The organism is Photorhabdus machadonis (assembly GCF_052657765.1).
In genome coordinates this window covers 4,792,314-4,808,234 of the sequence record NZ_CP199761.1, presented here as the reverse complement: position 1 = coordinate 4,808,234, position 15,921 = coordinate 4,792,314, and the positions used below count along the sequence as shown (strand labels likewise).

Here is a 15,921-nt window from a genome sequence, read left to right as displayed (position 1 = left end):
CGTTGTTAACAAAGTATGCTCCCTCCCTGCTAATATTGGTAATCTACGTAGTGTCTGATTGTTTGTTTCATATTTATTGTTCCAAACTTTTTTAAAATATTACCCACATGAAACTTGACAGTTACTTACTTTATTGCAAGTATAATGCTTATTTCAGGGTAAGTTTTACCTTGGCTTGCCCAATATAATATCTGTTTTTCCCTTTTAGTTAATCTGACGTTATTATTAATAACCTTATCGCATCCATCATCAAACAAAAGTATTTCATGATGGATACTTGCTAGTTTTGCCTGTATGGTATTTTTGTTATTTTCGATTAAATATTCAAATTCACTATTAGACTCAATATTACATACAGTTAGGGCAGCGAAATTATTTTTATGGTCATGCAAAGGGAAGGTATATCCAAAAAGGGAGTTGGGCACTAGGCAAGAATTTAACTCCAGATATCTTAAGTTATCAAATTTATTTGAATTTTTATCTTGCCAGCTAAACGGTATTATGTTTTTTCTAGCTGCTATTAATATAGGGTCAATCCTATGTAATGACAATTTTTTATATTTATTTAGCCAGTGTATAGGGAAGTTGGATATTATTAGTGGTTCATTTTGATTATATTTTGACTTTATTACATATGAATAACTCTGTACACCAAATGATTCAACAATACATTTAATATTCTGAGAAAACTCTTCAGTGATTTTTTTACTATTTTTATTCATAAAAAATATCCATCGAGAAAAAATGATATTATAGATTATTTAATTTTCAATCATCATCTTACAATTTTATTTAATTTAATTAAACTTTTTTCAGGGCGGTTGTAGTATTAACAGATGAATAATACAATAATACATCTATATTAATGGAAAATAGTAAAATTAAGTAAATAGTATCCGACATTCATTCGTAAAGTCATTTATACGACCAATGCGATTGAACCCGTTCACCTTTAATTCAGGAAATTAACGAAGACCAAAGGTGCGTTACCGAATGAAAATGATCTGGTAAAACTATTCTATCTGAGACTAGAAAATACCTAGAAAAAATGGACGACGCGATTATAAAGTTGGAGTGTAAATTTGTCACAGCTAGCTATTTATTTTGAAGGCAAGCTTGATAACGTAATAACCTTGTAACGGAAATTTTAAACTGATACAGCATTCTGAACAGTCTCTAAAATGTCCTTGTGTTTACATAGATAGTTTGTAATTATCTTTCCAATATATGAAAAATTAATTTTGATCAGCGTGTTACTTGATGTAGGAAATAAGATATAGATTGTTTGCTTTCCTTTGACACAAAAAGCCACTACGAAAAATATAAACCATGCAGGAATCGCTATGCAAAATAAAAGTTCTATGTTATTACTAACTTTGTCTGTTGCAGTTTTTGGTGTTATTACTACCGAGGTAGCTGTAATTGGATTATTACCACAGTTAGAGTCGCAACTTCATGTGACCCCTACTCAGGTTGGCTTTCTTGTAAGCATATATGCTATTATTGTAGCCGTGACGGGGCCATTTATTACGTTAATGCTATCTGGGTGTAATAAAAAATATATTCTTCTCACTATTCTCCTCATATTTATCATTTCTAACCTTATATATGCAACAACAAACGTCTTTAACCTGATGCTCTTTTTCAGGGTACTTCCGGCACCAATGGCATTCGGTTAAGATAACAACTATGCTATAAAAATCTAAGTTTCCCCGGAGAGTATGCTGATGGATATATATCATTTTCTGAACAAAACTTTTTTTGATTCATGCTCAAAAATTGACAAATCCTGGCGAAAAAGAAAAAGGTCAATAGACACAAAATTGATTGTTCTATTTCTCATGAAAATCATATCAGGGAAAAATAACCACGGATACTCTTATATTATTAATGAAATATGGGCTGAGTGCATTCGTGAAAAAATACCGTTACCTCAGCATAAGCCCGTCTCGGCTTCATCAATGTGCGAAGCCAGAATGAAATTACCTGATGATGCAATAAAAACCATAAACAAAAATATCGTTTCTGTATGGGAAGATAATACCCATCCCGAAACATGGAAAGGACATCGACTGTTTGCTATAGATGGCTCAAAATTAAACATTCCCAGAGGGTTGCTGGAAAATGGATATAAAACACCCAAAAACACATCACGACATTATCCCTATGCAATGATGAGTTGTCTCTATGATGTATTGAATTCGATCATATATGACGTTGATTTTGTTAACCATAATAATGAGAGGGCTTGTGTCGAAAAGCATCTCCAGTGTTTAGATAGCAATGCTATCGTGATCTTCGATCGGGGATACTTTAGCTATTACTTGTTATATCAAGTAATGCAAAACAATCTGAATGCAGTATTCAGAGTACAGGAGGGAAACAGGAATAAGGCTATTAGAGATTTTTCTGACAGTAATTCAGATGATCTTATTGTTAGTTATACGCCATCGGAAGCAGTAAAGTCAGATCTTAGAAAGAGAAAGCTTCTTTCAGAATTCCCATGCTTAACATTAAGACTAATAAAGCATACTGACCGAAATGGTGAATATATTCTTGCCACTACTCTTGTTGAACAAGGATATTATGAAGCCGAAGCCTTTCATGATTTATATCATCATCGATGGAATATAGAAGAGTTATATAAATTGTCAAAGTCAATCCTTTGCATTGAGGATTTCCATTCACAGAGTGAGAAAGGTGTCAGACAAGAAATCCAAGCGCATATATTATTACTGAACCTGGCAAGGATATCGGAAAATGATATTAATCACAGAGGTAACGATAGCGACTGCATTGATAGCAGAGAAAATAAACAGAAATTGAATTTCAAAAACTGTTTGTTTCTCGTTGTAAAACACTTGTCTTTGCTGATGCAGGGGATAAAAAAACATTTAAAATCATTTTATTGTGCTCTTTCAGAGGGACTTGCCGGAATGACTCAACGGGTGAGGCCTGGGAGGCACTATCCACGAAAATCTATGCGTCCCAGAACCCGATGGAACTCTTTTGATGCCCCAGCAAGAGGTTAACCGAATGCCATTGCTTCCGGCACTGGTACATGCTGTTTTCTTTGCTGTCGCACTTGTGGTTGCAGCCAATTCAGTACCTAAAGAAAAAAGTACTGGGGCGGTAGCAAAAGTTTTTGCAGGTGTTGCTGTGGGAATGGTATTAGGTGTACCAATGAGCTCACTCATCGCAGAGCATTTATCACTAAGTGCTGCATTTTACTTTGGAGCAGTGTCCTGCGCGTTGGCTTTCATTGGTATTCTGTTTTTTGTTCCCTCAATACCCGCTACAAAAAAAGTTATTTTTTCTAGTCAGTTGAAAGTGTTGCGGAAGGGAAAGCTATGGCTGACGATCTCTACAGTGACATTGATTTTCTCAGCGATGTTTTCAAACTTCAGCTATATGGCAGATTACCTTTCTAAAATTACGCACCTTGATAATAATTTTATTAGTGCAATTTTATTTTTATTTGGTGTATGTGGGTTCGTAGGGAATTTTATCTTTAGCAGTTTCTTACAAAAAAATGTTGTAAAAACAACCTATGTATATCCTATATTATTAATCCTTCTGTATATCTTTATCTGGTATCTGGGATTCTCGCCAGTAGCCATGTTTGTATTGACCATTTTCTGGGGCGCATTACATTCTGCCGGGCTTGTTATCAGTCAGACATGGCTTATGCGAGAAGCCAATGAAGCGCCAGAGTTTGCCAATAGCCTATATATTTCTTTTTCTAACCTAGGCATAACGATTGGTGCTATGGTGGGAGGGTGGTTTGTGTCACAACTGGGGGTACATACGGTTGTTCTGAGCAGTATTGTCTTTACATTCATGGCATTTTTAAGCATTTATATTAAAAATAAGGTCGATAATAACAATGAAGAAATTACCGAAGGACAGGTATGATTTAAGGACCAGCTTACTGACAAAGTTCTAGTTTTTTATTTGTCACTTTGTTTTAATCAAGCTTCGTTCACCAAACGAAGCTTGCTGCTATGTGAGAACACCACTTCCCCTAAACTTTTCCGCCAGAAAAGAGCTTTTCTTGACGAACTTGTCCCCAATAATCATGGATCCATAAGGTTTATACTGCTGTAAGAGCCTAATTAACCTTAGCTTCGTTTAAAAATAGCGATATCACAATCCCGTAAATTCAAGCTCGGTTTTTTTAGGTTGGAATGTATAGGTAAATGAAATGACAGGTGTTTTAAGATGGCAATACGCTCTACTGGATTGAAAGCGGGAATGGAAGAACTTTCCCGCTTCCAACCTGCGGTTTATGACTGTTTCATCTCACCAATAGGCAGGATAGTGCGGCCATACTGCTCATTCAGGACTTCCGCCATTGCCAGATAAAACGCACAGGCGCCACAAATTATGCCTTCATAACCGGCAATCGTCAGAAGCATTGTGTTTCCAGTAAAATTGCCAATGGCTAATAAAGCGAATAACAGTGTCAGGCCACCAAAGATAAACTGGAGTATGCGGTTAGTCTTGAAGGTACCAAAGAACATAAATAGCGTAAAAATACCCCACAAACCAAGGTATACCGCTAAATACTGACTGCTGGTGGCTTCTGCCAGCCCCATTTTGGGTAGAAACAATAACCCGACCAGACTGAGCCAAAACAGCCCATAAGAGGTGAAAGCCGTTGCGGCAAAAGTATTACCTTTCTTATATTCAAAAAGCCCCGCCAGTACTTGGGCCAGACCGCCATAAAAAATGCCCATGCTCAGGATAACTGATGCCAGTGGAAAGAAACCTGCGTTGTGCAGGTTAAGCAGAATGGTTGTCATGCCGAAACCCATCAAACCTAAAGGGCCGGGATTTGCCAACTGATTAGTGCTCATAAGTCCTCTGAAAGAAAATCGTAAAAGTAATAAATAGCAAAGGTGGCGAATCATAATGATCTGTCAGCAAGGAAACAATGACCTATGAAATAATAAAAAGGTTTTTTTTTCACTCCCCCCCTTGATGATGGTTTTAACGGCCCCATCTTATAATCAACCGCAGTTGCTAATCGCTGTCCTATACAGCTGATGTATATAAGCAAAGGTGAGGAATCGCATAGAGGCAATAAAAATAGGTGCCGTTGAAAAGCTGATAACCATCCTCATATTGATTAGCAACTTGACTGATTATGAATTTCTTGTGGAGGCGTTTAGATGGGTAAAATTATTGGTATCGACCTGGGAACTACCAACTCTTGTGTAGCTATTATGGATGGCACGACAGCTCGTGTACTGGAAAACAGCGAAGGTGATCGTACAACTCCTTCCATTATTGCATATACCCAGGATGGTGAAACTCTGGTTGGTCAACCGGCTAAACGTCAGGCTGTTACTAACCCGCAAAATACGCTGTTTGCTATTAAGCGTCTGATTGGCCGTCGTTTCCAGGACGATGAAGCACAACGCGATGTCGCTATCATGCCATACAAAATCATTGCGGCAGATAACGGTGACGCATGGCTGGAAGTGAAAGACCAGAAAATGGCTCCTCCTCAGGTTTCTGCTGAAGTTCTGAAGAAAATGAAGAAAACAGCTGAAGACTACCTGGGTGAACCAGTAACTGAAGCCGTCATCACTGTACCTGCTTATTTCAACGATGCTCAACGTCAGGCAACAAAAGACGCAGGGCGTATCGCAGGTTTGGAAGTAAAACGTATTATCAACGAACCAACCGCAGCTGCACTGGCTTACGGCTTGGACAGAGAAGTGGGTAACCGTACTATTGCGGTTTATGACCTTGGTGGTGGTACGTTCGATATCTCTATTATCGAAATTGATGAAGTTGACGGCGAAAAAACCTATGAAGTGCTTGCAACCAACGGTGATACCCACTTGGGTGGTGAAGACTTCGACAGCCGTATGATCAACTATCTGGTTGACGAATTTAAGAAAGATCAGGGCATGGATCTGCGTAATGATCCACTGGCAATGCAACGTCTGAAAGAAGCGGCGGAAAAAGCAAAAATTGAGCTTTCTTCTGCACAGCAGACCGATGTTAACCTGCCGTACATCACTGCGGATGCAGCTGGTCCTAAGCACATGAACATCAAAGTGACCCGTGCGAAACTGGAATCACTGGTAGAAGACCTGGTTAAACGTTCTATGGAGCCTGTACGGGTTGCATTGCAAGATGCTGGCTTGTCAGTTTCTGATGTGCAAGATGTGATTCTGGTGGGTGGTCAGACCCGTATGCCAATGGTGCAGAAAGTGGTTGCTGACTTCTTCGGTAAAGAACCACGTAAAGATGTGAACCCTGACGAAGCGGTAGCGATGGGTGCTGCGGTACAGGGCGGTGTTCTGGCTGGTGATGTGAAAGACGTATTGCTTCTGGACGTAACGCCTCTGTCTCTGGGTATCGAAACGATGGGCGGCGTGATGACTTCTCTCATTACGAAAAACACCACTATCCCAACTAAACACAGCCAAGTGTTCTCTACGGCAGAAGATAACCAATCTGCGGTAACTATCCATGTATTGCAGGGTGAGCGTAAACGTTCCGGCGATAACAAATCTCTGGGTCAGTTCAATCTGGATGGTATTCAGTCGGCACCTCGTGGTATGCCTCAGATCGAAGTCACTTTTGACATTGATGCTGACGGTATTCTGCACGTATCTGCTAAAGATAAGAACAGTGGCCGCGAACAGCAGATCACCATCAAGGCTTCTTCTGGTCTGAATGAGGAAGAAATTCAACGGATGGTCCGTGACGCAGAAGCTAACGCTGAATCTGATCGTAAGTTTGAAGAATTGGTACAGACGCGTAACCAGGCAGATCAACTTGTTCATGGTACTCGTAAACAAGTAGAAGAAGCGGGTGACAAACTGTCGGCAGAAGATAAAACAGCCATTGAAAGCGCGGTAACTGCATTGGAAACTGCGGCTAAAGGCGAAGACAAAGCGGATATCGAAGCGAAAATTCAGGCTCTGGTTCAGGCTTCCGCTAAACTGTTGGAAATTGCTCAACAGCAGGCTCAGGCTGGCGCAGCAGACGAGGGTGACAGCGCGAAAAAAGATGACAACGTTGTAGACGCTGAATTCGAAGAAGTTAAAGACAAAAAATAATTGCCCTTAGCGGGCGGGGTGACAGTGATGACAACTGTTGCTGATTAACCGGCACGGGCGTTGAGGGAACTCTGCGCCCGTGCGCGTATGTTAAGGGTAAAATAAGAGATGGCAAAGAGAGATTGTTACGAGGTTTTGGGGGTTTCCAAAACAGCGGACGAAAAAGAGATTAAAAAAGCCTATAAGCGGCTGGCAATGAAATATCATCCTGATCGTAATCAGGGTGATAAAGATGCAGAAGGCAAATTCAAAGAAGTTAAAGAAGCCTATGAAATTCTGACTGATGACCAGAAACGGGCTGCTTATGACCAATATGGTCATGCTGCTTTTGAGCAAGGTGGTATGGGCGGTGGTGGCGGTGCTGATTTCAGTGATATCTTTGGTGACGTTTTCGGTGATATCTTCGGTGGTGGTCGTCGTCAGCAGCGTCCAAGCCGCGGTGCTGATTTGCGTTACAGTATGGAACTGACACTGGAAGAAGCGGTTCGTGGTGTGACCAAAGAGATCCGTATCCCGACACTGGAAACCTGTGATACCTGTCATGGCAGTGGTGCTAAAGCCGGTACCAGCCCTGTCACCTGTTCAACCTGTCAAGGGGCTGGTCAGGTTCATATGCGTCAGGGTTTCTTCACCGTTCAGCAACCTTGTCCACATTGTCATGGTCGTGGTCAGATCATTAAAGATTCTTGTAACAAGTGTCATGGTCATGGTCGTGTCGAAAAATATAAAACACTGTCTGTTAAGATCCCGGCTGGTGTGGACACCGGTGACCGCATTCGCCTGAGTGGTGAGGGTGAAGCGGGTGGTAAGGGTGCACCGGCAGGTGATTTGTATGTTCAGGTACAGGTGAAAAAGCACCATATTTTCGAGCGTGAAGAAAATAATCTCTATTGTGAAGTGCCAATTAACTTTGCGATGGCGGCACTGGGTGGAGAAATCGAAGTCCCAACGCTTGATGGTCGTGTGAAACTGAAAATACCTGCTGAAACCCAGACCGGTAAAATGTTCCGCATGAAAGGTAAAGGTGTTAAATCTGTCCGTGGCGGCGCACAGGGTGATTTACTGTGCAGGGTGGTAGTAGAAACTCCGGTTAAATTGAACGAAAGACAGAAAGAATTACTGTGTGAATTGGGAGAATCTTTAGGTGGTACGGGTGGCGAAACCAACAGCCCACGTTCTAAAAGTTTCTTCGATGGCGTAAAGAAATTCTTTGATGATTTAACCAAATAACTGCACATATCTTCATAATCGGGCTGTGTTTATAAACACAGCTCAGATGACTGATAAAGTCCTCGTTTTCATGCGAGGACTTTTTGTTTTAGCAGAGAATTATAAGCTAAAGGTAATTTGTGTGAGTAAATTATAAGCATCGTCCTCTTTTGGTGTTACTGAGGGGTGATGAGTATAGGATAAGCTGTTGGTCCAATAGATCCCGTTGTAGACACGATACGAATATGACGCGGAAGCGGTTGCACTATAACTTTCAGCAAATTGACCATTGCGGGCGAAGTAATCTTTTGCGTCATTACTAAACTTATTATATGACAAACCAAAAGTAAGCATATCGGTCGGACGTGAATCGAATGGACCAATGCTGAACAATGATAATGAAACATCGGTATTAAACAGGTTACGATCCTTTGGTGCATAGTTGGCTTTACCATCAATATACCAGCCGCGGAAAGGCATTGACGCATCCGGTTTGGTTATCTGGCGGGTAACCGCGATATAATGAGAGTAGGTATGATCTTCATATTCTGAGTTGTTATAGTTAAAATAAGGTGTTTTATTAAACACCGAGCCGCCTCGAATCCAGATCATGTTTTCCGTTTCATTGGCATTAACACGATAACCTAATTCATTGATGACTAACGTACCCGCACTGGGAAGTTTCCAGCGCAGACCATAAGTATTGTATTTTGAGTCCGCTCTTAAACCTTCCGAGCTTTGACTTCTGGCAACGCCAATATGGTCATACCAACGTTTATTTTCCGATAAAAACCGAATATCTATTGATGGACTCGGTTTTGTACTGGGCAGACCGGCCTGGGACAACATCACACTGGTTGGCCCTAGCGCAGATGACGCTGTACTGCTACCGAAAAACAATCCATAGAAATGAGAGAGCAGTGTTGTGTAGCCGTAATTCAATATCACCCGATCATTAAATAAAGGTTGGTTAATAGAAAAAGCGGAGATAAAAGGATGCCCATCTTGACCATTATTTTTAAAATTATTGTAGGCATAGTTTAGACCTACACGTAATTGTGCCTTATCCGTGAAACCAATCCGCGATAAATCATAGGTCAGTTCTGTAATAAACATATTACCAGTGGTTAAGCGTTGGCCTACATAGTTAGGATTAGAGGTATTTTTCCAGTTTCTTGAAACATCATAGGTTAGATTTGTTAACATTTGGATATTTGCATAAAAACCATGATCTGCCATCTCTTTTCTGAGACCGCCCCATTCAGGAAATACGGTATCGCAGGCGGATGAAACCGAGGGTGTTTCCGGACCTCTTGGTAAAAGGGCATCATATGAACTACAGTCACTTTTTGTCGCTGCCACTGTATTGCTATGAAGAAGAATAAGCGACAGCGTTAATAAAAGAAATTTATTGGCTATTTTCATTTTTTACCTCCGGGGCTTTAAGAATATTGCCATGACTGCTTATAACATCTTTATACCAGCTAAAACTTTTCTTACGTCGCCGCTCCAGTGTGCCGTTGCCTTGGTCATCACGATCGACATAAATAAACCCGTATCGTTTTGACATTTCCGCAGTAGAGGCGCTGACCAAATCTATTGGCCCCCATGAGGTATATCCTAATAACTGAACACCATCTTCAATGGCTTCCCGTACCTGGAATAAATGATCGTTGAGATATTGAATACGATAATCATCAATAATAGTGCCATCGTCTTGAATAATATCTCTGGCACCCAAGCCGTTTTCTACAATAAACAGTGGCTTCTGGTAACGGTCATATAGCATATTAAGCAGATAACGAAGGCCCTGAGGATCTATTTGCCATCCCCATTCTGAGCTGGATAAATAAGGATTTTTCACCGGATTAATCAGATTTCCGGCGCTTTTGGTTATTTCCGGATCTGTCGTCGCACAACAGCTCATGTAGTAACTGAAAGAAAGGAAATCGACGGTTTCTTTTAGTGCTTGTGTATCTTTATCTGTTATATCAAGCGTAATATTTTGCTCTTTAAACAGGCGCATCATATAGGATGGATAATACCCACGCGCCTGTACATCAAAAAAGAACAGCGATTCTCTGTTCTTTTTCAATGATTCCAGTACATCATCAGGATGACAAGTTAATGGGTAGTAAGATGCTGCCGCGACCATATTACCAATTTTTGCATCAGGAATAATTTCATGGCAGGCCTTAACTGCTTTGGCACTGGCAACTAGCTGATAGTGTAGTGCTTGATAAATATCCTGAATTTTACTGTTTTCCGGTAATCCCGCGCCGGTAAAGCAAGAAAATAAAGACATATTAATTTCATTGAATGTCAGCCAGTATTTTACTTTATGTTTGTAACGCTCAAAGACAGTTCTGGCATAACGGTCAAAAAACTCAATTGTTTTACGATTTCCCCAACCACCATATTTTTTTACTAAGCCATAAGGCATTTCAAAATGAGAAAGCGTAATTAATGGCTGAATATGGTATTTTCTCATTTCGTCAAAAAGGCGATCATAAAAAGCCAGGCCATTTTCGTTCGGTATTTCTTCATCGCCTTCGGGAAATATTCGTGTCCAGGCGATAGAGGTTCTCAGGCATTTAAATCCCATTTCAGCAAACAGCTCAATATCGTCAGGATAACGATGGTAAAAATCGATGCCGATATCCTTGATGTGGAAATCACCCAAATTGCGTTCTATACTGTGACCAATAACGCCGTGAGGTTGCATATCTGAGGTTGATAACCCTTTTCCGCCTGTTTGATAGGCGCCTTCTGCCTGATTTGCAGCTAATGCGCCTCCCCAAAGGAAGTCTGCTGGAAATTGTTTTTTCATGGTTTTCCTCTCTTTTATTACTCGTTAAACTTGGAAGATATCGTCTTAATGCGACACGTTTTATCTGCGTTTAAATTAATTTGTTGTGCGGGATATGTTTTAGCCTCTGACGGTACACCGAATAAATAGGTTGCAACACAGGAGAAAATGAATGAACCCAGTGAACCTAAGATTACACTCCAGAAAGCGTTGTCTATTCCTGCCGGAGAAATAAATGAGGTGAACGCAAAGACACCCATACCGCCGAAGTTATGTGCCGTTCCTGAATAGAAACCGACAACAGCACCACCAAGTGCACCGCCAATACAACCGATAATAAATGGACGTTTCAGTGGCAGTGTTACACCATAAATAGACGGCTCAGTAATGCCAAATAGGCTTGATATGAATGCAGTTCCTGATAATGTTTTCATATTCTTATCGCGTGTACGTAAAAATACGCCCAGTGTTGCACCTGCCTGACCAAATATTGCTGGCTGGAGCAGTGGGGAAAGCATATCTTTTCCCTGTGTCATCATATTATTGATTATTATTGGGATGAGTCCCCAGTGTAGACCGAAAATAACACAAACTTGCCATATTGCGCCCATCAGGATCCCTGCAATGACGGGATTTAATTGATAGAAAAAGAGATATCCTGCGGCCAGACCATTACTGAGTTCTGTTGCTACAGGGCCGATGACTAGAAAAGTCAAAGGAACGGTAATTAACAGGCACAGGAAAGGCGTCATAAATATTTTGAAAGAGGAATGAAACCAACTATTGAGCTTCTTCTCTAGAAAGCAGCTAAACCATGCTGATAAAATGATAGGAACGACTGTCGAGCTGTAATTAATGAAAGTAATGGGAATACCTAAGAAATTTAAGTGAATATCTGGCGTCGCTTGCGAAAGTTTAAATGCCTCCGTCATGGTTGGATAAGTTAATACTGCCCCAATAACCATAGTAATAAAAGGGTTTCCACCAAACCGCTTACCGGCGGTATATCCTAATAAAATAGGCATGAAATAAAGCATTGCATCGCCGGTAGCGAATAAAATTTTATAGGTACCACTATCTATACTCATCCAATTAAACACGTTAGATAAAGCGATTATTCCTTTAATCAACCCGGCAGCAACCAGCACACCTAATAGTGGTGTAAAAATACTGGAAATAATATCAATTGCGCCATCAAAAATACGTTTTAAACCTTTTGTATTCTCTTTTTTTATCTCTTGATGTGAGGTTACACTTTGTTTATTATCGGTTTTTTCTACATTATTCTGTAAATATTTATTATTAATATCATCGTAGACATCGCCTACATGGCTACCAATAACCACTTGATATTGCCCACCACTCTCTACTACGGTGATAATTCCTATCGTCTGCTTGAGTAATTCGCTGTTAGCTAAACTTCTGTCTTTAAGCTTAAATCGTAAACGTGTGGCACAATGGACAAGGTTGGATATATTCTCTTTCCCACCGATTGTGCTGACTATCTTATCCGCCAGACTTTCGTACCTCATTAGACTTCCCCTTCTTTGAATTAAGTTGAAAACAGCGAAAGGCCAAATTTAAGTCAAAAAAAAACCTAACCCACCATCTAATAGCCCTGGAATAGGAGCATCGTAGATAATGGATTAGGTTTTGCCCGACACGTTAGTCGCAACTAAGTCGGTAACAAGCCTAGATTCAATATTTAAAACCTAGTTATTTCTTATGATACTTGCAAGTTATTAAACGTAATTTTGGCAAAAATGTGATACTTATCATAAATATGGTAGGTAATTTGAGTATGTTGCGGTGTCATTGACTTTATAAAAGTTATACCTTAGCCTGAAAGATGGAATATCTATATGAATTAGTGTACAGAAGTGTTAATGACTAGGACTAACTAGATCAGGTACAACTAGGTCACGGATATATTTTACCTATTCTATAGATTAGGGCTGATAATAGTTTATCCTTAGGGTATATCTTTTGTTAACGATAATAAAACTCATAAATAATAATGTCGTTCTTGCTATTGATGAGAATAATAATGAAATGATTCTCATGGATAAGGGCATAGGATTTAATCGAAAAAAAGGGGATAGGCTGAATATTCAAGATGTTGCAAAAGTTTTTACTGTCGAAAAACACTATAAGATAAATCAGATCCTTTCTACTATCCCTGTTTCAGTTATAGAGCTAACTGAGAAAATTATCACATTAGGTGAAGATTTTCTTGCCAAGCCTCTTAACGATTCATTACTCATTACTTTGTCAGAACATTTAAACTTCGCATTTGAGCGTGTGAGAAAAGGATATCAGATTGGTAATGTTTTGCAGTGGGAGATCCCTCATCTTTATCCGTTAGAATATGAAATTGGTAAACAGGCAATTATTCATATTAATAACCAGATTGAAATGCCATTACCGCCGATAGAAGCTTCATTGATTGCCTTGCATTTTGTTAATGCTCAATATGAAGGGCAAACGATGGGAGATACATTAAAATTAACGAATTTAATTAATAAAACCGTTAAACTTATTCACTACTATTTTCATGTTAATCTTGACTCAACGTCAGTGAACTATTCCCGTTTTATTACTCATCTGCGCTATTTCTTAATCAGACAGAATAAAAATGAGCATTCGTCTGCTATTGAAATGGACTTTTCATTGCAAGAATTGATAGAAGAAAAATATTTCAAAAGTTATAACTGTGCAGTGAAGTTAATTAAATATCTGCGAGAAAAATATCAGTGGAAAGTTCCCGATGATGAATTGATTTATTTGGTTATTCATATAGAGCGGGTGGTCAATGATAGCTATAAGGCCAGAGATTAATAGCAAGTGAATCGTCAAACAGGCGTGTAGACAGGTATTAAGTTAAAAAATATAAGATAAATAGATTTATGTTGTTTGGTTCTTTTTGACAATAGATTAGATTTAGGTGGTAAAAATGAATTATGAAGACTTTGCAAAAGATATTATTATATTTCTTGGGGGAAGTGGGAATATAAATAAAAGTTGGCATTGTGTTACCAGATTGCGTTTTAATGTCATAGATGATAGTAAAGTAGATATTGCCGCGATAAAAAAAATGCAGGGAATTATGGGGGCGCGTTTCCATAGTGGACAGTTGCAAGTAATTATTGGCAATAGAGTTATTGAAATATTTAGTGAAATAATTAAGCAATTAAAAGAAAGTGAAGATAGCGATGATGACCAAAATGAAAGCCGGGTAAGTCATGTTTTTGATATAATTTCAGGTATATTTGTTCCTATATTGCCAGTGATAGTTGGCGCTGGATTACTGAAAGGCGGATTGATTTTCTTCTATATGATGAACTGGGTTTCAGCGGAGAGTAATGAGTATAAATTATTATATATTCTTTCTGATGCACCTCTGTATTTTTTGCCTGTTCTTCTTGCCTTTTCGGCGGCAAGAAAATTTAAAACTAACGAATTTATTGCAGCGACGTTAGCATGTATTTTAATTTATCCAACATTATCTGATCTTATAAGCGCCTCCGGTAGTGGATATCTCGATGTGTTTGGTATCTCTGTTCCTGCTATTCATTATAGCTATACTGCCATTCCAATTATCTTAGGTGTTTGGTTGCTTAGTTATATTCATCGTTGTGTAGACAGATTTATTCCAACGGTATTAAAAATAATATTTACGCCATTGTTAGTCTTATTGATTTCCGTGCCAATTTTATTAATTATTGCGGCACCGCTAGGAAATGCAATTGGCCTGTATCTTGATAAGGTGATTTTAGCGTTATTTTCTGTGGTTGGACCATTTGCGGGATTATTACTGGGAGGACTGATACCTGTTTTGGTAATTACTGGGATACATTATGCTTTTTTACCGAGTGTTTTTGCTAACTTTAAATCTCTCGGATATGATTTTATGCTATTACCAATCAGCTTCGCCAGTAATATCGCACAAGCTGGCGCTACATTGGCAGTTGCAATTAAAATTAAAGATAGGCAGATGAAATCATTAGCATATTCAGCCTCATTTTCTGCTTTTTTAGGGGTAACTGAACCCGCAATGTATGGTGTTACTCTTAAATTAAAAAAGCCTTTTTATGCGGCATTAATTGGAGGGGCAGTTGGTGGGGCTATTGTAGGTATTTTCTCTATAAAAATATTTGCTTTTAGTATTCCAGGATTGGTATCACTCCCTTTTTATATGCAAAAAGATAGCAATAATTTTCTTTTTATTTTGTTTGGGATTTTCTGTAGTTTCTTAGTTGCGTTTATACTCACGTTATTAATGAAATTAGAATCTAATGTTGAGGCTATGGTATTAACAAAATCACACTCTTCGAAAATGAAAAAATTTATATTACTTTCTCCTATGACCGGTGAAATTAAACCTCTCTCAAGCGTACCTGATGACACTTTTTCTGAAAAAATGATTGGTGATGGTGTTGCTATTATTCCTACCGAAGGTGTGGTGAAAGCGCCTTTTAATGGTAAGATTTCAATGATTACTCCAACTGGACATGCTATTGGTTTGATTTCCGAACAAGGAGTTGAATTATTGATTCATATCGGTATTGAAACTATAGATTTACAAGGAAAGGGATTTAATTTGCAAGTTATGGAAGGCCAGGCTGTAGTTGCCGGTGATATATTAGTTAATTTTGATATTTCTTTTCTTCAAGAGAATCAGATTCAACTGATATCACCAATTATTATTACTAATAACGAAGAATATTGTGAAATAATTCCTACTGAGAAAAAATTGGTTATAGCGGCTAAGGATTGTTTGCTAATTTTTAATAAGTATTAGTTTTTGGGAATTTATATATA

Annotated in this window: 12 protein-coding genes and 1 pseudogene; 8 read left to right on the top strand and 5 right to left on the bottom strand. The window is 38.9% G+C overall.

All coding sequences use genetic code 11. The features are described 5' to 3' along the window. Positions 1-125 precede the first annotated feature (125 nt). Positions 126-722 (bottom strand): autoinducer binding domain-containing protein, encoded by a 597-nt coding sequence (locus ACUN2T_RS23075; RefSeq protein ID WP_445495245.1) that lies wholly within the window; start codon positions 720-722, stop codon positions 126-128. A gap of 171 nt (positions 723-893) precedes the next feature. Here ACUN2T_RS23075 and ACUN2T_RS23070 point away from each other — a divergent pair. The 4 genes and pseudogenes from ACUN2T_RS23070 to ACUN2T_RS23055 form a co-directional block, all read left to right on the top strand. After that, positions 894-1,139 (top strand): annotated as a pseudogene (locus ACUN2T_RS23070) (transposase); the annotation flags it as partial. 204 nt (positions 1,140-1,343) lie between these two features. Beyond that, positions 1,344-1,679: an MFS transporter gene (locus ACUN2T_RS23065; protein WP_445495244.1), complete on the top strand. Its 336-nt coding sequence runs from the start codon at positions 1,344-1,346 to the stop codon at positions 1,677-1,679. 42 nt (positions 1,680-1,721) lie between these two features. Beyond that, positions 1,722-3,032, top strand: coding sequence for an IS4 family transposase (locus ACUN2T_RS23060; protein ID WP_445495243.1), 1,311 nt, complete (start codon positions 1,722-1,724; stop codon positions 3,030-3,032). Next, positions 3,013-3,915, top strand: coding sequence for an MFS transporter (locus ACUN2T_RS23055; RefSeq protein ID WP_445495242.1), 903 nt, complete (start codon positions 3,013-3,015; stop codon positions 3,913-3,915). Before ACUN2T_RS23060 ends, ACUN2T_RS23055 begins: the two co-directional genes overlap by 20 nt. A gap of 371 nt (positions 3,916-4,286) precedes the next feature. On the opposite strand, the gene satP is transcribed toward ACUN2T_RS23055, so the two are convergent. Next, positions 4,287-4,859 (bottom strand): acetate uptake transporter, encoded by a 573-nt coding sequence (satP, locus tag ACUN2T_RS23050; protein WP_445495241.1) that lies wholly within the window; start codon positions 4,857-4,859, stop codon positions 4,287-4,289. 315 nt (positions 4,860-5,174) lie between these two features. On the opposite strand from satP, the gene dnaK reads away from it, so the two are divergent. Both dnaK and dnaJ read left to right on the top strand, forming a co-directional pair. After that, complete coding sequence (gene dnaK, locus ACUN2T_RS23045) at positions 5,175-7,082, top strand: molecular chaperone DnaK (RefSeq protein WP_445495240.1); 1,908 nt, start codon at positions 5,175-5,177, stop codon at positions 7,080-7,082. Positions 7,083-7,190: 108 nt separating this feature from the next. Next, positions 7,191-8,312, top strand: a complete 1,122-nt coding sequence (gene dnaJ / locus ACUN2T_RS23040) for a molecular chaperone DnaJ (RefSeq protein ID WP_445495239.1) — start codon at positions 7,191-7,193, stop codon at positions 8,310-8,312. Positions 8,313-8,411: 99 nt separating this feature from the next. On the opposite strand, the gene ACUN2T_RS23035 is transcribed toward dnaJ, so the two are convergent. From ACUN2T_RS23035 to ACUN2T_RS23025, 3 genes are read right to left on the bottom strand one after another with little or no spacing between them, the layout of a single operon-like run. Beyond that, the gene (locus ACUN2T_RS23035) at positions 8,412-9,716 is read right to left on the bottom strand and encodes a carbohydrate porin (RefSeq protein ID WP_445495238.1); all 1,305 of its coding nucleotides are present in this window, start codon (positions 9,714-9,716) and stop codon (positions 8,412-8,414) included. Next, positions 9,700-11,121, bottom strand: a complete 1,422-nt coding sequence (gene ascB / locus ACUN2T_RS23030; protein ID WP_445495237.1) for a 6-phospho-beta-glucosidase — start codon at positions 11,119-11,121, stop codon at positions 9,700-9,702. Before ascB ends, ACUN2T_RS23035 begins: the two co-directional genes overlap by 17 nt. 17 nt (positions 11,122-11,138) lie before the next feature. Beyond that, complete coding sequence (locus ACUN2T_RS23025) at positions 11,139-12,632, bottom strand: PTS transporter subunit EIIC (RefSeq protein ID WP_445495236.1); 1,494 nt, start codon at positions 12,630-12,632, stop codon at positions 11,139-11,141. Between the two features lie 454 nt (positions 12,633-13,086). Between ACUN2T_RS23025 and ACUN2T_RS23020 the strand changes: the two genes are divergently transcribed. Beyond that, positions 13,087-13,938 carry a PRD domain-containing protein gene (locus ACUN2T_RS23020; RefSeq protein WP_445495235.1) on the top strand — a complete coding sequence of 284 codons (852 nt, stop codon included), beginning with the start codon at positions 13,087-13,089 and terminating at the stop codon, positions 13,936-13,938. A 115-nt stretch (positions 13,939-14,053) separates the two neighbouring features. Continuing rightward, positions 14,054-15,901, top strand: a complete 1,848-nt coding sequence (locus ACUN2T_RS23015) for a beta-glucoside-specific PTS transporter subunit IIABC (RefSeq protein ID WP_445495234.1) — start codon at positions 14,054-14,056, stop codon at positions 15,899-15,901. Positions 15,902-15,921: the final 20 nt, after the last annotated feature.